This window comes from Fibrobacter sp. UWP2 (genome assembly GCF_900141705.1).
Lineage (GTDB): Bacteria > Fibrobacterota > Fibrobacteria > Fibrobacterales > Fibrobacteraceae > Fibrobacter.
Genome location: NZ_FQYM01000006.1, coordinates 73665 through 96541 on the forward strand (window position 1 = coordinate 73665; position 22877 = coordinate 96541).

A 22877-nucleotide genomic window follows, 5' to 3' on the forward strand; every position below is an offset into this window, starting at 1 on the left:
AAATTAGCAAAAAAAGAGTTAAAAAATGCCCCCGGTTCTAAACCGAGGGCAAATTTGTAAGCATTGACTACCGAGCGGTTAGATAAACGCTTCGATACCACCCTGGCACTGGCGCCAAGACGAGTTCTTCTTAATGAGAAGTTCCAGCATCTTGTCGTAGGTCGCGGTGTTCGCAAAGCCCTTCCACAGGCGGCGTTCCACCGATTCACCGCTATCCTTGTCGATAGTCGTGATGGTGTCGTAGTAAGCCGGATTGTCCTTGAACTCGCTAATGAGAATACCCTTGAGGTCTTCGGTGTAAATCTTCGATGCGTACCTGAGGATGGAGTCGTTGAAGTTGAGTTCGTTTTCGACAAGCCATTCAAAGTCCTGGATCGGATCGCCAAACACAAGCCAGTGGCGGAGTGCCAAGGCGACCACCAGGTCCTTGACTGCGCTGCGGAAGATGAACTTGTCTTCCAAACGGCCATTGAAGGTAATCTTGGTCAGCGGGTTGTCGTCGTTCGCCTCGATGGAGACGCCCTTGCCCGGAGTCACCTTGCGGATCTTGATCGGGAGGCGGCTCAAGAGCTGCCAAGCCTTGGTGAAGGCGATGGTCTTGCGGACAAAGTCCTTTTCTTTATCGGGGGCGACACGCACAAACGCGCCAAAGCAACGCTGGTAGAGTGTTTCCTTATCAAAGATGCAATCGCTGCTGCGGCATTCGCTAAGCTTGCCGTCCATCATGAACAAGGTCTTTGCCAGTTCGGGGCGCATACGCACTTCGAGCTTACGGGTACGGGCTTTGAGGCGCACGCCGTCCTTGTAAACGTAGGTGAAGCCTTCTTCCTGGTAACGCTGCCAAATAAAGAACTGCAGGTCGTCGGCGGCACGCAGGTGGTAGCTAAACACCGGGTTCTGGCGGTTGTTCGCCATGGTCACTTGGTTCAGGAAGTTGTCTGCTCCCGGGTAGGGAACCACCACCTTCACAAGGACCTGCGGGTTCACGGGCTTCTTGCTCTTTTTGGCGTACTGCTCGTACGTAAAGAGGGACTGAGCACCGTTAATAATCTTGGGACGTTCAATCACAAGAACCTTCTTGCCGTCACGTTCCTTGGCGCGCAGGTCATCACCCGTAAGGGTCATGCCGTTGTGCAAGAACGGGAAGTCGTCGATGTTCACGTTCTCGTCGTCATTACGTTCCATGGTCTGGAAAGCGTCGATGAGGGCGGCGTTCGTGTGAGTGAGGTTGCCGAGGTAAGTACGGATGTTGCTACTGACAATGGCCATGTTGTGCTTTGTCTTGAGGCGCTTGCCGAGTGCTACGTGGTAATCGAAAATCGTGCGGATCGGGCAGAAACCGAGGAAGAGTTCGCCGTGATCGCTGGTGAGGTGCAAAGGTTCGGACTGCATGACGATTTCGAGCTTGTCGTCGGCAGAGCGCAAGTCCTTGGTGAGGTCGTCGTGTTCGGCGATGATTTCGAGTTTCGCCTTGACGTCGTTCTTCCAAATGTTCAGCTTGCGGCGCATGTCCTTGAGGGTGCGTTCCAATTCGCTGTCGGTAACGTCGCGGCTGCTGCGGGTGCGCAAGACCGTGATCTGCAGCGTTTCCATGTATGGACGGCTGGCCGGCGCGTCTTCGTCTTCATCCTCGTCGTCGTCAATCTTGTTGACGGCCCACGGGTCGGCTTCTTCGCGAAGCGAAAGGAAGAACGGGTTCGTGGGGTCGCTCGTACGGAAAACGGCGATTTGAAGCATTTTGAGGTCGGCATTCAGGTGGGCAACCACTTTTTCGAGCGGAGTGTCTTCATCGAGGAAGATGAAGAATTCCATAAAGCCCTGGGAGTACTGGAATCCGTGAAAACATCCGTTTTCGTCTAGGTTCAGGTGCCGGAGAGCCTTTATTCGATCGTTCGGGTCGTTAGGGTTCAAACTCAAGAGGCTAGCGACAAATGCTAAGCGGCGTTCCTGCGATTTTGTTAGTTCCATTTTTTCCTCAATTTATAGACTGAAGACATATCATATATTTTTGTTATATATAGATATGTCTATGCCGTATTTCGCTACCTAAAAATAGCTTCAAAACACCATTTTTGGAACAAAAATCACAAATCTTTTGTAAAAACTATTGTTTACACGGACATTTTAGTGCACATCCGTGTAAATTTTATAAAAAAAGCCCTCCTGTACGGATGACGGGCTTGTTTACACAAGGGCTCATCCGTACATTTTGGGCAATCGGCGTATGGCGCTCTTTTTGGGGCTTTATTCGCGAGCTTCGGCAGAATCCTTGATGCAGCGGACGGAAACTGCAATGTTGCCTATACGCGCGTATCCTGCCGCATAATCAGAGCTAATTACATAGAATGAGCCTCCCTGAAGAGCAAAAGTCGCCCCCTTACCTAAATTACATTCTTCAAACTGACAAATGTCCTCCCCGGCATAGCCCGCCGGAAGCGCATTGAACCCAACGGCATCGGCCCCTTCCAACATAAGGCGCCCTCCTACCCATGCTTCGGGCCATGTCGTCGATTTCATGACCACGCCAAATCGGCTTTTCCCAACCCACTTTTCAAGAGCTTTGAAATCCTGATCCGTCGGGAGTCTCCAACCTTCAGGGCAAATGCCCTGGGGCTGCAGGTGGTAAACGCTATCCTCGTCGGCGGCATAAAACATGGCGTAGCCTCCTTCCTCAGCCTTAAACCATCCGAAATCTCGTAATTCGCCAAACAAAACACCGCAGTAATCCTCTGCATCCTCGGTTGAAACACTGTCTTCCATATCGGTCACGCAACGATTGAGATTTCCATAAGCGTACTCGCCCCTATTATAGGTCCCGCCAACAACCAGATACGTTCCATCGAAATATTTCTCACAATGGGCGCGCCATTCGCTGGAATCTGCACCATCCTTCATCTCATCAAGGCAGTTTTCCATAGAGCCGAACCTTATAATACCCAACGGGAACTTCTGCGTATTGGAGATTCCCATAGCCACATTCAACGGGTAAAGAGGCCCATAGGTATCGCAATTAGCGTTCTCTCCACCGGGGCACAGCAAACTATCAACACCGGCATAATTCAGATTTTCTGCCATCCAGGTTTGTACAACTCCGTCCACATCATAGGTGACCGTCTTGTATTCGTGATTGTCTCTCGAATCCACCATGGTACCTGTAGTGTAGCTCAAACCAAAGTCATAGTTGCTGTAATTCGCCTTCACGAGCCATAGCCCCGAGTCACAGCGTGCCACGTAATATTCCTTCAAGGTGACTTCAGTACCTTGGTTGGATTCCTGACACCGATCCAAATCAAATCCCACCAAAACATAGTTCTGCAAGTACTTTGCCACCCATTCGTTCGGCCACCTGTACATTCGAGCCCGAATCGCCATGTCAGCCAAATCTCCCTTACCTATGGTCGACTTGTTGTAAGTACCGCCCTGCAGGTCAAATTGCAACATGCGCGAATCATCTAGCCATTCCTCCCCACTGGCAATGTTTTGGGACAAGTACACCACATTCTGCGTATAATACAAGAAGTTCCGCAGCAGGTAACTTACGGCATACAAGGCGCCGTCCGACCTAGTATTACCCGAAATGTCCATGGAATCAAAACTCGCAAGGCCATCGTAGATTCCAAAGGTTTTGAGCACGGCCTGTTCCGCATTCTTTTTTGCGTTGGCGAAACTAGAACCCGCCTTGACATTTTTCAAAATACCCTCAACAGCAAGGCCAGTCAAAACGTTGACATTCACGTCCTTAGAAGTTTGTAAGTCCACCAAGGCCCGGAGAGAAGCCGTGCGACCATCATCGTAATAGCCTTTATTGAGTTTTCCAGAAACCTCAACCAAAACATACGGGCACGTAATCGTAATACTATCGACCTTGTAGGCGCCCTCGTCATCATAGACATTACCCAGATAATCTCGTCCAGTTTCGTCGAACGTTTTGCAATCCAGTTCATGGAGGGTCACCACCGAACCCTTGTCAAAATTATTGAATATCGTAATCAACGGTTCTTCCCGCTGTACAGAATCAGATTCTTGGTCATCTTCCAAGATCAAGCCAACACGGGCCACGCCTGCAATGGAAATCTTTTCCAAGGCGATGATTCCCGTTTCTTCGGAGCTGTTGCCGGCGACGGAACCGTCACCGTCCGAGGAACAGCCTGCGAAATTTGATACAAGCGCCATGAGCGCTGCCGTTGTATAAATGCTAAACTTTTTCATGATACTGCTCCTAGCCTATTGTTTTGAATTTTTCTTTGTGATTTTTGTCATGGGGAAGAACTGCAAGTTCAAGCGGTACACTTGATCCGTCTCGCTCTGGGCGGTGGCGATGGCCACCACCCTTTTGCGGAAGGCGGCAATTTCTTCTACAATCTTTTGGTAGGCCTCCTGGGTAACGCCCAGCGTAAGGCCCGAAAAATGACGTTCCGAAAGGGGGACCCCCTCGATGGCCTCGAGCGCGAACTCGCCCATTTCGCGATGAAGGCCGCGAACCGCGACGGGCGTGACCTCCATGGGTCCCGTCGTCACGGCCTTGTCGACCACGCTGTAGTTTCCGTTTTCGTCCTTGCGCAGTAACCCCACCTGGGTAAGGAACTTCAGTGTTTCGGAAACTTCGGCTGCCGTAATCTTGGGTCGACAAGCATGGGCGAGTTCCAGGGGCTTCGCGCCTGGCATGGCGTAGGCCAGTTCCCTGATCACCTGGTTTTTCCAGCTGCTAAAGAACTTGAAGGCGTCCCCCTCCAAAACCTTCACCTTGCCATCGCCCGCAATCGAGAGCATCTCCTCGAAATACCGCTTTTTGTTGCGGTCATCGGGCGCATGGTTGAACTTGACCATGGCGCGAAAGTAGAGCAGCTCGAGCCCCGTAAGGCCCATGGCGGCGGCCACGCGCTCAACCGCCTCCGCGCTCAAGTTGAACTGGCCGTCACTCACCTGCTTCAAGTACACCGGCGAAGAGAACCCCGCATTACGGGCGAACTCGCGCCACGTGAACGCACCCTTCATTTTGCGCTCGGTGTAATAGTCCAATATGTAATGACGGTAATCTGTGTATTCTGTAACCTGTTTCATGCCTATAAACTACCTCTTTCCCTAGAGGGATGCAAACAATAGTGCAATACAAATATTCGGTTTTTAGCAAAATTTACGCAGTTTATGAGCAAAATTCAAAATTTTTTAATTTTGCAATACAATGAAAAACGGGTAATACCTAAACGGGGGCGTAAAAACGCCAAAACCATGTTTTTTTAGTTCCATGCCCTACGAGCCATTCCAAAAATGCTATGATTTATTGGGTAAGAACCCGAGGAGTTGCATTATGAATTTGATGGATGTGATTGCAAAAGCCAAAGCCGAGAAGGCCACTTCACTGGACCTGTCCCAGCAGGAACTCCGTATTGTACCGCCGGAAGTGTTCGAAATTGATTCCCTTGAAGAACTCAACCTCGACCGCAACAAGCTGGTGGAACTCCCCGACGACTTGGGAAAACTCAAAAAGCTCAAGAGCCTCTCGGTCAGCGAAAACGACTTGATGGAACTCCCCGAGACCATCGGGAACCTCACCCAGCTCGACCACCTGTACCTGGGCTACAACAGCCTCTCTGAATTGCCGGCTTCCATCGGCAACCTCAAGAACCTGCACACGGTGAACATCGCCAAGAACCAGCTGATGGACCTCCCCACCGAGATTGGCAACTGGACCAAGGTCGTGAAGCTCTCGCTGCACGACAACATGCTCACGGAAATTCCTGCCTCCATCGGCAACATGAAGAGCCTGGTGAAGCTCTACCTCGACAACAACGAGCTGACCAGCATCCCCAGCGCGCTCGGCCAACTCGAGAACCTCGAGATTTTGATGATCTCCGGGAACCAGCTGACCACGGTCCCCTCGGAATTCAGCAAGCTCGCCAAGCTTCGCGAACTCGTGCTCGACACGAACCAGCTTTCGACCCTCCCCGAGAGTCTCGCCGAATGCGAAAGCCTCAAGACCATCTCCATTATCGAGAACCCGATGGATGCCGGCGTGCCGCGCGTCCTCCTCGACAAAAAGAACTTGAGCATCGACCAGTAGGCACCGCCTTCGGCGAAGTTGATAGTCACTAGTTCTGAGTTACTAGAATTGCAGGTTTAGGATGTTGAAATCTGAACTCCGAACTATTCTTCTCCCTGCCCTCGTTTTACTTGCAGCGTGCAGCGACTTTTTACAGCCGGTAGAGAGCACTCCCACGCCGACGGAATTCGAATACAATTACTGGTTGCTCCAGCGCACCTACCTCTTTGAAGACGAACTCCCAAACCTGGACCCCGAGGGCGACTCCGTGCAGACCCTGTACGAAGCGCTTAAAGACCCCTACACGCGCTACGTGCCGCCCAGCAAAAGCGAAGCGGTTTCCATCAGCATCAACACGAGCATCGTGGAAGGGGACGTGGGCATGGAGTACATGCTCCTCGCCAACTCGCTGTACCCGATCTTCACCTACCGGGTCTACCCCGACGGCCCTGCCGGCAGGGCGGGCATCCCCCGCTACAGCAACATCAGGTCCGTCAACGGGGTCGAGCTGGCCGGGGACGACGCCTTTGCAACCTACAACGCCATTCTCGACACCAGCGCCCAGGTGGAGCTGGTCATTTACCGGGACTCCACCGAGACTACATACAACCTAACAAAAGAGACGGTGTACGCACCGACCGTTTTTGTGGACACCCTCAACAGCGTCATCTTTGTGACCATCACCGAATTCAAGCTCAATACCGCCGACAAAGACAGCGGAACCGTCGGGGAGCTCAAAGCTTACCTGGACTCCACCCAAAACGAAAAGTCAACGCGCGTCATCAACATCAGCAAAAACCCCGGCGGGCACGTTTCGCAATGCGTGCGCGCCGCCGACATGTTCGTAAGCCAAGGGACGCTATCGACACGCGAGTGGCGCACTTTTGCCCCCGATGGCAAAAACGCCTACAAAAAACTCTCCATGGAAGCGGTCAAAGGGGATCCCGGCGAAAAAGGCAAGTTCGTGATTCTCGCCAGCGGCGGCAGCGCGAGCTGTGCCGAAATTTTCGCCGCCTCGGTTTCGGAGCTCACCGACACGCCCATCCTGGGCAAGACCACTTTTGGCAAGGGAATCGGCCAGACCAACTGGAAAACAATAGCCGGCGGACTCGCCATCATCACCAACCTGGAATTCAAGACACCCAAGGGCAATTCCTACCACAAAAAGGGTATCGTCCCCGACTACGAATGCGACGGGGACATGGTATTATGCGTTTCCGATTTTGTCAAATCCAAATCGGGGGCTCTTGCCAAACCAGGAAAAACGCCCGAGGACTTGTCGCCTTTCTCGATTATCGAGAGAAATCCAAACGTTGGCGGAGCCATCCTCCAACAAAACGAACTTGAATAATTATATTGACTTTGTAGCACAAGGAATTTCTCATGAAAAAACATTCTCTTTTACTAGGCTCCCTGCTGTTTTTGGCCCTCCTGACATGCGCCTGCACCGTAGATAATGCGGACGACGAAATTGAATACAATGGCAAAGGCCTGGCGGCAATAGGCGATGCGCAATCCCAAGAAGAATACGACTATATTTGGAACAACCTTAGCGAAGACGAAAAAGAATTCGAGTACGCCTACGAGGTCCTGGGCTATTATTACCTGTTCGCCCACAGCGACTCCTTGAAACCCAATGGAACCACATGGTACAAACAGCTGCGCGAACGCACAGACTACATTGGCTTTGGAGAAACCGCCATCCGCGCCGACATAAATATCTCCAACTCCATCAAGGACATCTATTTTATGTTCGCCACGCTGCGCGACGAATACACCGCCTACATAGACCCTTCCCAAATGAGTTTCGACGACTTTTTGGAAGACTTTGAATCCAGGGACTCCTCGTTCGACGTCGGCGTAAACGTCCACACTATCAACAACGGCGAAAAGTCCTCTGTTGTTGTAATGCAGGTTTACCACAATTCTCCGGCAGCCACGGCGGGGATCCAGGTTGGCGACACCATCCTTTCTATAGACGCAACCATCGTGGATTCCGAGGAACTGTTCAAACTCATTTCCCAAGGTTTTGCCGGGAACAAGAAGGCGGTGAACATCGCCCGCAACGTAAACGGCGAGCGCACGGAGCTGATCCTGGAAGTGACCATCACCCCGTACCTACAACCGTCCGTGACCTACAAGATTATCGATTCCGTTGCGGTCATCCGCATTCTGGAATACGCCAACGAGAACACCCCCAGCGACAGCGGTACCTATGGTGAATTTTTGGAAGCCCTGGAAGCGACGCAAAACACCAAGGCGACCATCATCGACCTGCGCGGGAACCCCGGTGGCGACGGCAACCAGTGCCAAGCCATCGCCGCAGAAGTCCTGAAAAAAGACGACATCATCAGCTTTGAATACCACGCCACCGCAGACACCATCACTGGCGACCCCATCATCGCCATTGACACGATTTTTGTTACCGAAGACGGCATTGCCAAGGACCGTTACATTGTATTCCTCGCCGACGAGAACTCCGCGAGCTGCGCCGAATACAACATCCTAGGCGTAGTCACCAATAAAAAGTCCCCGGTGGTCGGCAAACTGACCTACGGCAAGGGCGTTGGCTACAGCATGCTTCCCTCCTACCAAAAAGGCGCCATCATTTTCACAAACGCCATGGTCTTTGACCGCAACCACCAAACCTACCACATGTACGGCATCCTCCCCGATGTCGACGAGAGCATCTCCACGGCCATGATGGACTCTGCTCTCGCCATAGCCAAGGAAGGCAAGCGCGAGCGCACGGCAGGCTACGCCTCCGTGGTGCAGAACAAATACATGGTCTTATCGAAAAAGGCGCCGGTCAAGCCAGTCATCCCGACTCGAAACAGCCTCGGCATGTACAAAAAGTCCAACAGCCGCCCGTTCGGGAAAATTGGCCGCAAATAAAATTTATCGCTAGTCCAAACGACGCATACGCACCATCACATCGGTGGTGTCGTTCGCCTTCACGGCAGGAGCCGCAAGCGTCAAGTCGATTTGCTTGCGGATTTCCTTTACCTGCTCCTGCAAGCGAGCCAAGCGGGCACCCGCCAGCTTGGGAGTCGCAATCATCGTCTTGGAAGCTGGGTTGATCCAGGCGCCCTGCGCATTCTTGAAACCAAAATGCAGATGCGGACCGGTGCTGCGGCCCGTCGAGCCCACGCGGCCAATCGCCTGGCCCGGCGAGACCTTGGAGCCCACGGCCACACCGCGCGATTGCAGGTGCATGTACCAGCTCTCGGAATTGTCCCTATGGCGGATGGCGATCTTGTTGCCGCTGAACTCGTCGTAACCCGAAACCGTCACGTTGCCCTCGGCCACAGCATGCACCACCGTCCCCGTGGGGGCGCCGTAGTCAATACCGTAATGGACCTTGCGCTGGCCGGTAATGGGGTGGACTCGGGAACCGAAGGAACTCGTAATGCGGAGGTGCTCCAGGGGGTAACGGAGCCCGTCAAAAATCAAGGCGTCGCCATCTTCGGTGTAGTGGGCGTTATAAGAACTGCGAGGGTCTTCGTCTTCGTAGCGGAACGCCTCGTGATGGCCCACAATGCGGCCTTCGAACTCGGCGTAAATCACCTTGCCGCTCACCCAAATGGAATCCTGGTAATAGGTATCCTCGAGCAAAATGCGGAACCGGTCGCCGGCACGTGCCAGGGGGAACGCCACCTTGCACTGGAGCACTCCGCTCACGACGCCCACCATACGACCCGGTATCCCCACCTTAAAGAGGATCCCGTTCAGGGTACTCCCCTCTTCGAGAACGCCCTCGTAAATGGAGTGCTTTTTGACCACGGGCTTGTCGACAAGCGAATAGACGAACCCCGTATCGGTGCGGCTCACCAAGTGCACGGTAATCGGGTTCACGGCGTAGCGGAACTTTTGGACGCGATTGTTGGAATCGACCATCACGTAAAAGGTCTCGCCGACGCGGAGCTTAAACTCCACACTGTCTTGCATGGCGAGGTAGACCTTGCCGAGGTCCTCTTCGGCAATCTTGAAGAGAGCCGGGTCACCGCCGCTCACCTGCTGTTTTAAACGGGTAAAAACGTGAAACGGTCCTTCGCCAGCGCAAACGGTGTCGCTAATGACGCGGGTGTTGCTAATAAGATTTTGCCCCTTTTGGATCTCGGCTTTCAGGGAATCCACCTGTCGCGTTAACACCGATTGTTCCTGGGCCAACCTTTGAATTTGCACCTCTTCTCGGCAACCGGCAAGGCATAGCACCAGGGAGAGCAAAACAAACAAGCAACGAATCACGGGGACCTCAAATAAAACGGATTATTTTAATCAGCACAAAAATAAAAAACACCTCTCACAGAGAGAGGTGCCTTTTGAAATTTCAACACGAAATTACTTGGCAGCCGGTGCAGCCGGTGCAGCAGCCGGAGCGGCAGCCGGCTTGGCAGCTTCGGCCTTCGGAGCGGCAGCCGGAGCGGCGGCGGCAGGCTTGGCTTCGGCCTTCGGAGCGGCGGCAGCGGGCTTGGCTTCGGCCTTGGCGGCAGGAGCAGCAGCCGGGGCGGCAGCGGCAGGCTTGGCTTCGGCCTTGGCGGCAGGAGCGGCAGCCGGAGCGGCGGCAGCGGGCTTGGCTTCGGCCTTGGCGGCAGGAGCGGCAGCCGGCTTGGCAGCTTCGGCCTTCGGAGCGGCCTTCTTTTCGGCAGCAGGCTTGGCTTCGGCCTTGGCAGGTTCAGCCTTAGCAGGTTCGGCGGCCGGAGCGGCGGCAGCGTGAGTATCAATCAATTCCATCTCGAACACGAGGAGGCTGTTGCCCGGAATCTGCGGGCCACGGCCATGCGGACCGTAAGCGAGGTCGCTCGGAATCCAAGCGGTGACCTTGCCGCCCACCTTCATGAGCTTGAGCATTTCGGTCCAACCCGGAATCACGGCGTTGATCGGGAATTCAAGCGGCTGGCCACGGTCGATAGAGCTATCGAACTTGGTACCGTCAAGGAGCGTACCCGTGTAGTTGACCTTGACAATGTCGGAATCGCCCGGAACGGCACCGGTACCTTCGGTAATAACCTTGTACTGAAGACCACTGGCGGTAGTCACAACGCCTTCGGCAGTCTTGTTGCTGGCGAGGAAGGCTTCGCCGGCGGCCTTGTTGGCTTCGGCAGCGAGGCTATCCTTCTTCATCTTTTCGGCCTGACGGTTCTGGGAGAGTTCCGTGAGGGTCTGGAAAATGACGGAATCGTTCATCAAGAAAGCAGCGGAATCGTCGTTGTAGCGTTCCTTGAAGGCCTGGATGAAGAGGTCGATGTCCAAATCAATGGAGTCACGGGTCACCAGCTGGAAATGGGCCTGATTACCAAAATGGGCGCCGAGGGCATAGCTGTACTTGTCCTTTTCGGTCACCAAGGTCTTTTTGGTCTGGGTACCCTGGCACAGCTGATCACAACCAGCCATAAGCAAGGCAATAGCGCTTGCAGCAACAATCAATTTAGTCTTCATAAGAATCCTCTTTTTTTAAACTGACATGTTTAAAATAGCAAAACAAGTGTGATTTATCGCACAAAAAATTAATTTTTACACAATCTTTTCGTATATTTTGCGCGTAATACATAGTACCGTAAAGGAATACGGGAAAAACTTCCTCTTTCAAGGAAATTTATATGTGCGGAATCGTAGGCTATATCGGTCAAAATGAAGCCCTGCCAGTGCTTGTCAACGGTCTCAAAAAGATGGAGTACCGCGGCTACGACAGCTCGGGCGTTGCCCTGGTCGAAAACGGGAAAATTGACGTTGTCCGAGCCTCGGGAAAAATCAGCGCCCTTGAACAGAAACTCAAGGCCCGTTCCCTCAAGGGGACCGTTGGCATCGCCCACACCCGTTGGGCCACCCATGGTGCCCCGACCGAGGAAAACGCCCACCCGCACACGAGCTTTGACGGGAAAATCTCGATTGTCCACAACGGCATCATCGAGAACTATGCAAGCCTCAAGGGCAAGCTCATCAGCGAAGGCGTCCAGTTCAAGTCCGAGACCGACACCGAAGTCGTCGCTCACCTGATTGCCAAGTACTACAGCGGCAACCTCAAGGCTGCCGTCCTCAAGGCACTCTCCAAAGTCGAGGGGACCTTTGGCATCGCCGTCATCTGCAGCGAGGAACCGGGGACCCTGGTTGGTGCCCGCCGCGGAAGCCCGCTCATTTTGGGCATCGGCAACAACAACGAATTCTTTTTGGCGAGTGACGTCTCTGCCATCATCAACTACACGCAAAAAGTGGTTTACCTCGATGACAACGACGTTGTCGAGATCAAGGACGGACACTACAACATTGTGACCCTGAACAGCAACGAAGTGCAGCGCGAAGTCGAGAACGTGGAATTTGACGCCGACGCCGTCGCCAAGGGCGGGTTCGCCCACTTTATGCTCAAGGAAATTTTCGAGCAGCCCGAAGTGCTCCGCAACACCATGCGCGGACGCCTGCTCACCGCCGAAGGCAACGCCAAACTCGCAGGCCTTGACACCAACATCAAGGAACTGAGGAACATCAACCGCATCATCATTACCGCCTGCGGCACCAGCTACTACGCCGGCATGGTCGGCGAATACATGATCGAGGATTTGGCAGGCGTGCCTGTTGAAGTGGAATACGCCTCCGAGTTCCGCTACAGGAACCCCATTATCAAGCCGGGCACGCTCGTGCTCGCCATTAGCCAGAGCGGAGAAACCGCCGACACCCTCGCCGCATTGAGGGAAGCCCAGCAAAAGGGCGCCACGGCGCTTGCCATTTGTAACGGCGTGGGCTCCACCATCGCCCGTACAAGCGACGGCGGCGTGTACCTACACGCCGGTCCCGAAATCGGCGTTGCGAGCACCAAGGCGTTCACCTCCCAGGTAGCAGTGCTCGCCATGATTGCACTTTTGCTCGGACGCCAGCGCAGGCTCTCGATCGAGAACGGCACCGACATCGCGAAAGCCATGCTCGAACTCCCGACCCTTGTCGAGAAGACCCTGAAGCTCTCCGACGACATCGCGGCGATAGCCAAGCAGTACTCCAAGGCGGGCAACTTCCTTTACCTGGGCCGCCACTTCAACTACCCGGTCGCCATGGAAGGCGCGCTCAAGCTCAAGGAAATCAGCTACATCCACGCCGAGGGCTACCCCGCCGCCGAAATGAAGCACGGACCGATTGCCCTCATTGACGAGAACATGCCGGTGGTGGTCATCGCCCCGAAGGACTCCCTCTTTGACAAGGTGATCAGCAACGTCCGCGAAATCAAGGCACGCGGTGGACGCGTGATTGCCGTGACCACCGAAGACTGCCACCCCCTCGACGAGATTGCCGACCACATCATCAAGGTGCCGCAGACGCTCCCGATGCTCATGCCGATTGTCACCTGCGTGCCGCTGCAGCTGCTTGCCTACCACATTGCCGTGCTCCGCGGCAACGACGTGGACCAGCCGCGCAACCTCGCCAAGAGCGTGACGGTGGAGTAGCTGCGCCTATGGCGCAGTTGCTAGTTACTACATTTATCCCATGATGCAAGAAGTCGAAGAGCAAGAAGACTACGAAGTACGCATAGGGTCGTTCAACGGCCCCATGGACTTGCTCCTGTACCTGGTCCAAAAAAAGGAAATGTCTTTGGACCAAATCCCCATTGCCGAAATCGCCGACGATTTTTGCAAATGGGTGGACCGTATCGGCGACACAGACCTCTCGAAGGCGGGGGACTTTTTGTACATGGCGAGCCGTCTCATGGCACTCAAGGTGCAAGAGCTTTTGCCCGCCGAAGAGCGCGACCCAGAACTGGTCGAGGAGTTCAACGCCGACCGCGAACAGCTGATGAAGGAGATGCTGGAGTACCAGCGCTACAAGCAGGTCGCCAGCGGTCTCCAAGAAATGGAAGGCGAGAACTTTGGCACCTACAGCCGCGGGCGCCTCGAAAAAACGCAGAATGAGGACGACACCCTCGCCGACGCCAATATTTGGCAGCTGTTCCGCGCCTATACCAAGAGTTTGAAGACCAAGATTTCGGAAACGGTCCACCACATTGAGCTGGACTACGTAACCATCCAGGACCGTCAGCAAGCCATCAACAACTACCTGAGCGTAAACGGACGTGCCCTCTTTGAGGACCTGCTCGACAACGACTCCCACCCCATCGTGGCGGCGGTGACGTTCATGGCCCTGTTGGAGATGATCAAGACCGACGAGCTGGTGTTCCGCCAGAGCGAGCTCTTTGGACCTATCTGGATTTACCGCAAAAAGAACAACGCGGAATACGCCGAAGAAATGGCTAACGAAACCGTGTTCTTCTCCAAAGACCCCGACGTGAAACCCGGCCTTGTGGAAGAGATTCGCAACCAAGCGCTTGCCCGCAGCCAGCAGGGCAGCGTAGGCGACATCGCCGCGGTGATGAAGGAAGCGGTGCTGTGGACCACCCGCGGCAGGAACGTGACCGAGGACGATTTGCAGGCAATGCTCGAGGGCCGCGAAGACCTGAGCGAAGTGCAGGAGAACCCGTTTGCCGACCTGATGCAGGACGATAATCCCGCCGTCCCTAGAACAGAATCGGTGGCCGCACCCGAGGTCGCCGCCTCACCCGAGACCCCAACGCCAGTTACAGAGCCTATCGCAGAACCCGCCGAACAGAACGTCGCGCAGCCTGCAACCGAAACTGCCGCGGAATCTGCCAGCGACGAAAGCAATTCCGACGACGAAGAAGGCCCCGTGATTTACGGAGCCCAGGAATAAATTCAATACAAGTTAATCCCAGTTGATGCTCGGCGGAGGATCCTTGAGGTCCTTGTTCTGCTTGGCAGCATCAAACTTCTTTTGCAAGAGCTCGGCGCGGTTCTTTTGCGCCTCCTGCGCCGCGGCAAATTTCGCCTCGAGGTCGGAACTGCGCGTTTTTTGTTCCTTGAGGAAGTCGTCAAACGACTTGACCTCTTTTTTGTATTCCTTATGCGAGAGGACTTCGCCCGTATCGGCGTCCACGACGATTTCGCCCTTGCACATGGGGCATTCGATGGTAAGCGTCTTTACAGCCATAAGGCCTCCTAGTCCCTGCGCCCGCCGAGAAGCCCCGCGCGGTACGCCCAATAGAGCAGTTGCAGAATGGAAGAAATCGCGGCAGCCACGTACGTGAGGCCCGCGGCAAAGAGCACGCCCGAGACCGTGTTGTATTCACGACCCTGCGCCACCACGTCCATGCGGGCAAGCGCCTTCTTGGCACGGGAACTGGCGTCGAACTCCACAGGGACCGTCACCAACGTAAAGAGCGTGGCGGCAGCAAAGAGAACGACTCCCGCCAGAGCAAGAGAATAGCCGAGAGCGCGTCCGGCACCCATCAGCACGATTCCGATAATTACGAGCCACGGACCGAGATTGCTGCCAATGTTCGCAACAGGCACAATGGCAGATCGCAGCCACATTGGGAAATACCCCTGCGCATGCTGGATGGCATGCCCCACCTCGTGCGCGGCGACACCGGCAGCGCTGGCGTTGCGACCGTAATAAACTTCCTTGGAGAGGTTCAGCGTTTTGTTGAGCGGATTGTAATGGTCCGAAAGGAATCCATGGTGTTCCAGGACCTTCACGTCGGTAATCCCGGCATCCATGAGGATGGCCTTGGCGACATCGGCACCGGTGAGCCCGCTGGAGATGGCTACCTTTTGTCCGGCAGCGAAGCGGGTTTTAACGAGCATGGAGACAATGCCCGAGAGGGCAAGCGTCACCAATAGGATGGTCATATATAAAGGATCAAACATCATAGAAGTAAACTGTGGTTAGTGATTAGTGGTTAGTGATTAGAATCCTTATCGCTATAAAAATACAATCTTTCGTCCTTCGTATGTAGGCCCATAGGGGCATTCTTTCGTCTAAATCACATGTCGCCCGTAAGGAGACGCGAGTCGTCGCGCACGTGCGTCAAAAGAAGCCCAAGCAGCAGGTAAAACACGGCCTGGCTCGCAAGCGGGATCAACAGCCCCGCCGCATCAAAGATATCGGCGCCGCGCTGCTCAATCGAAAGCCACGCGGGCACGGCGAACGTCGAAGGGAGCAAGCACGAGAAGCCGCGCATCCATGCCGGCATCAGGGCGGTAGGCCAGCTGAAGTTCGTGAGGAAGAGTATCGGGATGGATGCGTAGAGGAATATCTGCATCGCCGTTTCACGGCGCAAAAAGACTTGCGAAATCACCATCCCAAAGTTGATGACCGCGAAGAGGAAAACGATGGCGAACGCCACCATCGGGAGCACTTCTCCGCGGCGCGGGAAATCAAAGACGTTGTAAATGACACAGTGGTAGAACAAAATGAACGTGCAGTAATGCAAAAAGTATGCGAGCGACCGACCAAAATAGCGGTAAGGGAGAGTCTCGTTCTCCACCGGGCTTTCACGGTGCTTGCGGCGGAACCTGCGGTGGGCGCGGGCGCCTCCCAAAATGCAGATGCCAATGACCAGCGTTTGCTGGAGGATCACCACAAGCACGCTAGGAACCACGTAATTGGAATAGCTGCCAGTATTGTTGTAGAGCGTCTGGATGCTGAGCGGGACCGGGTCACGCATCGCCATCGCCTTTGCCGCTGGCACCTTTTTGCCGAGCGCAATGCGCTTTACCTTGGTGGTCGCCCCCACCGTGAGGGCGCACGTCGTGAACGCCGTGCCGATATTGCCGTGGAGCATCACGTAGGCTCCGTGGGTAAACACGTTCACGTTTACACTCTCGCCATTGCGCAGGTTTTTCTCCATATCCTGCGGGATGACCATGAAGCCATAGATGTCCTCGCTTGCAAGCGCCATCTCGGCTTCGCGAATTTCGGAGTAGATGTAGCGCACCTCGACCTGCTGCGTCGAAGCCGCCATCTGGGTCAGTTCGCGCGACATCATCGTATGGTCCAAATCCACAACGGCAACGGGGATTTTCGTCACCGTCTGCTTTACGTAAGGCGTGGGGTAATAGAACGCGTAGAGCACTCCCGCCACCACAAGCAAAAGCACCGCTGCCGGATCCGTATAAAAAAGCTTCCATTCGGCAAACGCCACGCGGAATATGCGCCTAAAGAGTTCAATCATGCGGAGCCTCCTCCACCATGGCGGATGCGGGCTTGATTTCGGTCCCCGTCAAAGTGTTGTACTGAGGAAGGTTGCGAGCGGCCTCCCTCTTCGCGGCACGCTTCCAACGCATAAACATAAGGCGTCCGCCCAAAAGATTCCAGAAAAGCGCCATGGCGAGGAGAACCACAATGGGGTCCCAGGCCTGCGCCTTCCCTATGGGGCCAAGCAACATGGCCGCCTGCACCTTGAGAAGGTGGGTAAGCGGGAGGATCATCGCAAAAAGCTTTACTGCCAAAGGCATCGCCATGAGCGGGAACGTTTGCCCGGCAAAGGCAAAGGCGGGGCTCCCGATAACGCCCGCGACACTCGTGCCCATGCGCATGTTGCCCGTAATGCCCACAAACGAAATCCCGGCACCGACGCAAGCGAGCACCATGGCGAGCTGTGCCACCGAGACAACGATGAATTCGTCAAAAGTCATTGGCGAGAGCGTGCGGTGGGCGTAGGCATACGTGCCTACCAGCGAAAGCCATTGCACCAGCACCAACGGGAGAGCCGTCGCAAGCCCGAGCGTCACGCGGGAATTGCCCGCTGCGGCGAGGAATTCGCGAACGCGATGGTCGCGGAACGGCAGGCTCATCACGTAAACCGCCACCAGCATGCTAGCCAAGTGGAAAATGGACGTGATGAGGCCCATCGCCAAAAAGCCCTGGTAGTTGCCCAGGGTGTTGCCCACGGACTTGAGTTCCACGCGCACGGGTTCTTCCATGGCGCGAGTAAAAAGGTCTCCGCCGATTGTCGAGAATATAGAACGGACTTCCTTGGCGGCAAAGGTATTCGTGAGGTAGTTCTGCCCGCTAGAATACACCGGCACCACGGGAGTTTCAAGCCGGAGCGCCCGACGTTCCATGTCGTAGGGGAACACGATGAACGCCTGGAGTTCTCCGCGAATTACCGCATGTTCGCAATCCGACAGTTGTTCGCACTCCAGCACAACGTCAAGCACAGGGCTCGCATCGAGCGCACGCGAAAGCCTATCGGCAAGCTCGGAACGGTCCTGCTTGACAATGCCTATGGGGATGTGCTGAATAATCTCGGCCGAGAAAACGTCGAGCATGAACACCGAAACGCCAACGGGCAAAATGAGCGCAATCAGCCACAGCACAATGTTGTGGCTGAAATAAATCTTGCGGACAGCCCTAAAGAAATCCCGGAACACAGGAATGCCTACGGGTTGACGATGTTCTCTGCCTGGATGCTAGCCACGGGGAAGAGCGCGCTCATACCTGGGCGGAGGTTTTCGATTACGGCCTTCGGGCGCATGCGGACTTCAAATGACTTGAGGTCGAACCCGCCGCTTTCCTTGGAGCTGCGCCAGGTGGCGTAGTCGCCCACAGAGGCAATGTAGCTCACTTCCATCTCAACAGTCTTGCCGAGCGCCGGGATAAAGATTTCAAAAGTCTTGCCCTTCGAGACGTTCTTGAGCAGGTCCTCGCGGAGGTGGAAAGTCGCCCAGGAATCGGAGAGATCGGTAATGGCGACCACCGGCATGCCCGAGCCCACGACCTCGCCTTCTTCGGCGAGCTTCACGGAAACTTCACCGGCGATGGGGGCGCGGATCTTGGTCTCTTCCAAGTACGCGTCCACTTCGGCGGTGGCACCGCGGGCCTGCATCACAAGCGCGTTGGCGGCGGCCTTGTCTTCGCTGCGGGCGCCGGCGACAGCCTGGTTGTACTGGGCCCTGGCGGCGTCGGCAGCGCTCTGCGTCGCCTTCATTTGCGTTTCGGCCTCATCCCTCTTTTGCAGGGGAATCACACCTTCGTTAAAAAGCTTCTGCACACGGTCATAAGTATTCTTGGCCAGGTTGGCGGCATCTTGCGCGCGGTCGGCCATGGCCTTGAGCGCAGTGATGTCTTCGCTGCGAGCACCATTCTTTGCCTTGGAGGCCTGCGCACGGGCGGCACCCAAAGCGCCTTGAGCCTGCATCTTTTTCGCCTCGATTTCGGGGCTACTAATCACCGCCACAATGGCGCCCTTCTCGACCATGTCGCCTTCGCGGAAGAACAAGTTCTCGACACGACCGGGGACCTTGCCAGCAACCAGCACGCGGCGGGCTTCAATTTGCCCTTGCAAGTAGGCTTCGCGCGGTTCCGTCGCGAACTTTTGCAAAGCGAGAATCCCAAGAACTACAAGCGCAATCAAAGCGAAAACGACCAGGACTTTTCCGATGAGTTTCAATACGTTCATCTATTACTCTCCTTTAATTTCTTTTGGCGCAGGTTCGGCAGCGGGCGTTCCCTCGGGAGCGGCCACCGGGTTAGCGGCAGGTTCAGCAGCGGGCGTTCCCTCGGGAGCGGCCACCGGGTTAGCGGCAGGTTCAGCAGGGGCTGCGGCAGGAGTCTGGATAGGCGTTTCGGCTGGAGCCTGCGCCGGGATTTGCTCGGGCACAACTTCTGCCGGTTTCTCGACCGGACGCTGCTTGGCGGCAAGCATCGTGCCCGCATCGGCCACCTCGCCCGCAGCCTCCAGCAATCCGAGCCATGCAATCACGGCATCAAAATGCGCCTTCAAATCGGCAACCTGCAAACGCGACAAAGCCAGTTCGGCATCGACCACGTCGAGACCCGTCGCAAGGCCCGCCTCGTAGGCTCTCGTTTGGCTGCGGAGCGCTTCGTCGGCAAGCTCGCGAGTCTTCACCAAGCTCGCGAGGCGTCCTTTGGCATGCTCCAGTTCGCGCCAACGCTTTTCCACGAGCAAGTCGATGTTGTCCAAAGTCTGTTCTTCCATGCTCGAGAGCGAGCGGTCCAAAGCCTTGGCGTTACTCACCTTCGAGCGGGTCTCGCCACCCTTGAACAAATCCCACTGTGCCTTGGCTCCAATCGCCCATTCCGGTTCCAAAATCGTCAAATCCTTGGTGTAGAGTTCCTTGTAGCCAAAGAGGGCAATAGTCGGGAAGTAATCGGCACGGGCAGCGCCAATCGCCGCCTGGCTGCGTTTGCGTTCGGTACGCAGTTGACGAAGCCCAGGATGTTTTTCCTTGGCAATCTCCTTAAAATCTTCCATGGAGCGCACGTTCTCGGGGGCTTCCACCGGCGTTGTCGCCGTGAGGCTCGTATCGGTGTGGAGCAGGCTCGCCAGGGCCATGCGGGCAAGCGACTGATCGCGCAGAGCATCCTCGTAGGCGTTCTCGGCCTCGGCCAGGGCCACCTCGGCACGCAGGCGTTCCGCCTTGCTAATCTGCCCACCCGCTTCCAGCTTCTTGGAGCGTTCCAAATGCTCGGCCAGGTTCTTCTTGGTCGTCTCGCGCATCACCGAGAGCTCCTCGGCAAGGCGGAGCGTAAAGTACTTGGTCGCCACATCAAGCAAAATGGAGTTTTGCGCCATGTCGAACTCAGCCTTGCGGGCGTTCACGTTCTCCTTGGCGGCGTCATACGCCGAATAAATCTTGAGGCCCGTAAAAATCGGCCAAACCACGCTCAGCCTGGCGTTAAAGAACCAGTCGTCCTGAACCTTCTTTTTAAAGTCGGCGTTATCAATTTGAGCCTGGGCGCCCGCCATCTTTTGCGTGGCATCCTTGGCATAGGTGTCGGCGTTTTCTTGCGCCATCTCCTTCGCCTTGCTCTCGGCCATGCCGGTAGCCGTCGCGGCATCAAGTCCGGCGCCTGTCGCCTGCGCGTAAACCTGCTGGTACGCCTGGTTGTAAGTGTCAATGTAGGCCTTGGAGTAGGCTGCAGCCCCTGCGGCAGAGCCCAGCCCGCTAGCAAGGCCGCTCATCGCCGTTTGCACTTCGGTCAAATCAATGTATATGGGGTCGTCAATTCTAGTAATGCCCGCGCTCAAGGTAACCGTCGGCATAAAACGGGAACGGGCCTCGCTCTGCCCGCTCTCCGCCATCTCGACCTTGGCTTTCTCTGCCTTGATTTGAGAGTTTCCCGCCTTGGCCATTTCCAGCGCATCTTGCAGAGACAAAGACGCCGCTTGCGCCAAAGCACTCCCCAAAGCTATGTAAAGTAAACTCTTTTTCATACCGGTAATAAAATAAAAAAAAGCCCTTTTGCAAGCAACTCCGCCACTGACCAACAAAAAAGAAAACCCGACCAACGTCGGGTTTTCTCGAATGAAATACAAAACAACCAATACTACAATTTACTTACCCATGGTCGGGGCTGCAGCAGTCCACGCATTTTCCTCGTAACCCATGGTCGTCTTGTCGCTACGCTGCAGGCTATAGCCAAAACCGTCAGCTTCCTTGAGCGTTGGCCAGCAATCGGAATAAAGCGTGGCATCGTGCCAAGTATAGAAGATTTTTTCGTTTGTAGTGCCGGGGTTTTCAATAGCGTAAGGCTCCTTAATGGCAATGGTTTCGCTGCGGTTCGAGAGCTTGCCCTTGTAGTAGGCTATGGGAATCGTTTCTGCAATCTTGAACGCCGAGCGCACCTTGGCTCCCTGGCTTGCCATGGAGTCCGGCAAAAGCACCATCATCGAGTTCGCCGGGATAACATCAGACGAACCGAACGTCATGTTGATGCCTTCAATTTTCCAGCCCCTGCCAATCGTCGCATTGTAAAGTTTGAGGTCGGCAGCGGTGTTGTTCACGATTTCCATAAATTCAAATCCCAAGCCTGCGTTGTTCGTTTCGGCGGGGTGGTAATGGATTTCGTTGATGTACACGGAACCAATCTTGAAAGAAGAATTGGCAGCACCCGGAGTCGCCGTGGTCATGGGACCCTGGGCAATGGAACCATCGGCCAAGTCAAGAACGCCAGTCGTATACTGGCCAGCAGAGACCCAAATGCTCGATTCCTGACCCGGAACAGCACCATAGAGGTAAATTTCACCACCCTGGTCGCTCACGACCAGTTCCTTGTCAAAGTTCTCGGTGGCATTCAATACAAGGAAGCCCTTGGCCGGGACTGACCCGCTTGTGATGGTCAAGGTCTCGCCACGGCGCTGGACATAGACAGTCCAACCCGTGATGTCGACCGCCTCATCGCCCGAATTGTAAAGTTCAAGCCAGGCATTGGCACCGGTTGCATTCGGGGAAACTTCGTTGATGCGGACCGTATTCGAAACCTCTACGCAGGCGTCTCCACCCACACCGGGGTTACCGCCTGCTGTTTTGCTGGCGCACCAAGCCACAGACTGAGCCGCGTTGCCACCCACATAAACCAGGGAACTTCCCTTGCCGTTGGCGAGGCTCGGCCAAGGAGGTTCGTTGCTAAAGGCGCAGCTCACGTCGCCCTCGCCACGGATTTTCACGTTCACCACGTCGCCTTCGTTCACAAGTTTGTACGTATCAGGGTCCGTCCAGGGACCAAACACGCGGCCGGCAAACTGGGGATAAACCGTCTTGAACAAGTTGACATCGTTTGCCACAACAATGTATTCGCCCTTCTTCAAAGGTTCTGCAGGGAACACATAGTCGACCGCACCACTCAAGTGCATTTCGAAATTCGTCATGGCGTCCATGTCCATGCCGCCCGCAATGTAGATTTCAATCCATTCCAAAGCAGAGCCGTCACCTTCCGGGGCGTTGTACATAATCTCGGAGCAGGCCATTTGCGGAGCGTCCGTATCGGACATCGAAGAGCTATAGATGGAGGAGCCCTTGGAGCTCGAAGATCCAGGCGTAGCCGCCGACGCCGGGGTGGAACCCGAAGAACTAGGATCATTACCTGCAGAAGCCGGAGTCGCGCCCGACGAAAGCACCGGGGTGTCGCCTCCTTGAACCGGGTTGTTTTCTTCTTCGCTGCTATCATCGCTGGAGCAGGCAACCATAGCGCTCATCAAGGAGATACAGGCGCCAGTCCATAACCACTTTTTCATGTTCATAAGGATATCCTC

The 22877-nt window shown here is 55.1% G+C and carries 17 protein-coding genes; 5 read left to right on the forward strand and 12 right to left on the reverse strand.

Translation table 11 applies throughout. The features are described from left to right. Nucleotides 1–78: 78 nt before the first annotated feature. The 3 genes from BUB55_RS04970 to BUB55_RS04980 form a co-directional block, all read right to left on the reverse strand. On the reverse strand, nucleotides 79–1968 hold the full coding sequence (locus tag BUB55_RS04970) for an AIPR family protein (protein WP_073188758.1): 1890 nt from the start codon (nucleotides 1966–1968) through the stop codon (nucleotides 79–81). A gap of 276 nt (nucleotides 1969–2244) precedes the next feature. After that, nucleotides 2245–4209 (reverse strand): FISUMP domain-containing protein, encoded by a 1965-nt coding sequence (locus BUB55_RS04975; protein WP_073188760.1) that lies wholly within the window; start codon nucleotides 4207–4209, stop codon nucleotides 2245–2247. A 15-nt stretch (nucleotides 4210–4224) separates the two neighbouring features. Further along, complete coding sequence (locus BUB55_RS04980) at nucleotides 4225–5061, reverse strand: TIGR02147 family protein (protein WP_073188762.1); 837 nt, start codon at nucleotides 5059–5061, stop codon at nucleotides 4225–4227. 247 nt (nucleotides 5062–5308) lie between these two features. Between BUB55_RS04980 and BUB55_RS04985 the strand changes: the two genes are divergently transcribed. From BUB55_RS04985 to BUB55_RS04995, 3 genes are all read left to right on the forward strand, one after another. After that, complete coding sequence (locus tag BUB55_RS04985) at nucleotides 5309–6061, forward strand: leucine-rich repeat domain-containing protein (RefSeq protein WP_073188763.1); 753 nt, start codon at nucleotides 5309–5311, stop codon at nucleotides 6059–6061. 61 nt (nucleotides 6062–6122) lie between these two features. Continuing rightward, nucleotides 6123–7391, forward strand: a complete 1269-nt coding sequence (locus BUB55_RS04990) for a S41 family peptidase (RefSeq protein WP_073188765.1) — start codon at nucleotides 6123–6125, stop codon at nucleotides 7389–7391. Nucleotides 7392–7423: 32 nt separating this feature from the next. Continuing rightward, complete coding sequence (locus BUB55_RS04995; RefSeq protein ID WP_083596883.1) at nucleotides 7424–8935, forward strand: S41 family peptidase; 1512 nt, start codon at nucleotides 7424–7426, stop codon at nucleotides 8933–8935. A 9-nt stretch (nucleotides 8936–8944) separates the two neighbouring features. Here the strand turns inward: BUB55_RS04995 and BUB55_RS05000 are convergent, their stop codons facing one another. Together BUB55_RS05000 and BUB55_RS05005 are read right to left on the reverse strand one after the other, a co-directional pair. After that, nucleotides 8945–10288 carry a M23 family metallopeptidase gene (locus BUB55_RS05000; protein ID WP_234971805.1) on the reverse strand — a complete coding sequence of 448 codons (1344 nt, stop codon included), beginning with the start codon at nucleotides 10286–10288 and terminating at the stop codon, nucleotides 8945–8947. Between the two features lie 93 nt (nucleotides 10289–10381). Continuing rightward, complete coding sequence (locus tag BUB55_RS05005) at nucleotides 10382–11479, reverse strand: FKBP-type peptidyl-prolyl cis-trans isomerase (RefSeq protein ID WP_083596884.1); 1098 nt, start codon at nucleotides 11477–11479, stop codon at nucleotides 10382–10384. 161 nt (nucleotides 11480–11640) lie between these two features. Between BUB55_RS05005 and glmS the strand changes: the two genes are divergently transcribed. Further along, complete coding sequence (gene glmS / locus BUB55_RS05010) at nucleotides 11641–13470, forward strand: glutamine--fructose-6-phosphate transaminase (isomerizing) (protein WP_073188768.1); 1830 nt, start codon at nucleotides 11641–11643, stop codon at nucleotides 13468–13470. Between the two features lie 40 nt (nucleotides 13471–13510). Beyond that, a complete protein-coding gene (locus BUB55_RS05015) occupies nucleotides 13511–14728 on the forward strand; it encodes a segregation/condensation protein A (RefSeq protein WP_083596885.1) in 1218 nt (405 codons plus the stop codon). Between the two features lie 12 nt (nucleotides 14729–14740). Here BUB55_RS05015 and BUB55_RS05020 read toward each other — a convergent pair whose 3' ends face one another. The 7 genes from BUB55_RS05020 to BUB55_RS05050 all read right to left on the reverse strand — a co-directional run bounded on the left by BUB55_RS05020 (nucleotide 14741) and on the right by BUB55_RS05050 (nucleotide 22859). Further along, entirely contained in the window at nucleotides 14741–15025 is a 285-nt protein-coding gene (locus tag BUB55_RS05020) for a hypothetical protein (protein ID WP_073188770.1), read from the reverse strand. Nucleotides 15026–15033: 8 nt separating this feature from the next. Further along, on the reverse strand, nucleotides 15034–15726 hold the full coding sequence (locus BUB55_RS05025) for a zinc metallopeptidase (RefSeq protein ID WP_234971806.1): 693 nt from the start codon (nucleotides 15724–15726) through the stop codon (nucleotides 15034–15036). A gap of 134 nt (nucleotides 15727–15860) precedes the next feature. Next, complete coding sequence (locus tag BUB55_RS05030; protein WP_073188774.1) at nucleotides 15861–17051, reverse strand: ABC transporter permease; 1191 nt, start codon at nucleotides 17049–17051, stop codon at nucleotides 15861–15863. Further along, nucleotides 17044–18252: an ABC transporter permease gene (locus tag BUB55_RS05035; protein WP_073188776.1), complete on the reverse strand. Its 1209-nt coding sequence runs from the start codon at nucleotides 18250–18252 to the stop codon at nucleotides 17044–17046. The genes BUB55_RS05030 and BUB55_RS05035 overlap by 8 nt, the downstream gene beginning before the upstream one ends. A gap of 8 nt (nucleotides 18253–18260) precedes the next feature. Next, a complete protein-coding gene (locus BUB55_RS05040) occupies nucleotides 18261–19280 on the reverse strand; it encodes an HlyD family secretion protein (RefSeq protein ID WP_073188778.1) in 1020 nt (339 codons plus the stop codon). A 3-nt stretch (nucleotides 19281–19283) separates the two neighbouring features. Further along, the gene (locus BUB55_RS05045) at nucleotides 19284–21059 is read right to left on the reverse strand and encodes a TolC family protein (RefSeq protein ID WP_083596886.1); all 1776 of its coding nucleotides are present in this window, start codon (nucleotides 21057–21059) and stop codon (nucleotides 19284–19286) included. A gap of 120 nt (nucleotides 21060–21179) precedes the next feature. Continuing rightward, nucleotides 21180–22859, reverse strand: coding sequence for a lamin tail domain-containing protein (locus BUB55_RS05050; RefSeq protein WP_234971807.1), 1680 nt, complete (start codon nucleotides 22857–22859; stop codon nucleotides 21180–21182). Nucleotides 22860–22877: the final 18 nt, after the last annotated feature.

Bases quoted from the DNA above. Each gene is read 5' to 3' on its own strand.
- BUB55_RS05030 (WP_073188774.1), bottom strand. From the start codon at position 17,051: ATGATTGAACTCTTTAGGCGCATATTCCGCGTGGCGTTTGCCGAATGG.
- BUB55_RS05005 (WP_083596884.1), bottom strand. From the start codon at position 11,479: ATGAAGACTAAATTGATTGTTGCTGCAAGCGCTATTGCCTTGCTTATG.
- BUB55_RS05040 (WP_073188778.1), bottom strand. From the start codon at position 19,280: ATGAACGTATTGAAACTCATCGGAAAAGTCCTGGTCGTTTTCGCTTTG.
- BUB55_RS04980 (WP_073188762.1), bottom strand. From the start codon at position 5,061: ATGAAACAGGTTACAGAATACACAGATTACCGTCATTACATATTGGAC.
- BUB55_RS05050 (WP_234971807.1), bottom strand. From the start codon at position 22,859: ATGAAAAAGTGGTTATGGACTGGCGCCTGTATCTCCTTGATGAGCGCT.
- BUB55_RS04975 (WP_073188760.1), bottom strand. From the start codon at position 4,209: ATGAAAAAGTTTAGCATTTATACAACGGCAGCGCTCATGGCGCTTGTA.
- BUB55_RS05020 (WP_073188770.1), bottom strand. From the start codon at position 15,025: ATGGCTGTAAAGACGCTTACCATCGAATGCCCCATGTGCAAGGGCGAA.
- BUB55_RS04995 (WP_083596883.1), top strand. From the start codon at position 7,424: ATGAAAAAACATTCTCTTTTACTAGGCTCCCTGCTGTTTTTGGCCCTC.
- BUB55_RS04985 (WP_073188763.1), top strand. From the start codon at position 5,309: ATGAATTTGATGGATGTGATTGCAAAAGCCAAAGCCGAGAAGGCCACT.
- glmS (WP_073188768.1), top strand. From the start codon at position 11,641: ATGTGCGGAATCGTAGGCTATATCGGTCAAAATGAAGCCCTGCCAGTG.
- BUB55_RS05015 (WP_083596885.1), top strand. From the start codon at position 13,511: ATGATGCAAGAAGTCGAAGAGCAAGAAGACTACGAAGTACGCATAGGG.
- BUB55_RS04970 (WP_073188758.1), bottom strand. From the start codon at position 1,968: ATGGAACTAACAAAATCGCAGGAACGCCGCTTAGCATTTGTCGCTAGC.
- BUB55_RS05045 (WP_083596886.1), bottom strand. From the start codon at position 21,059: ATGAAAAAGAGTTTACTTTACATAGCTTTGGGGAGTGCTTTGGCGCAA.
- BUB55_RS05025 (WP_234971806.1), bottom strand. From the start codon at position 15,726: ATGACCATCCTATTGGTGACGCTTGCCCTCTCGGGCATTGTCTCCATG.
- BUB55_RS04990 (WP_073188765.1), top strand. From the start codon at position 6,123: ATGTTGAAATCTGAACTCCGAACTATTCTTCTCCCTGCCCTCGTTTTA.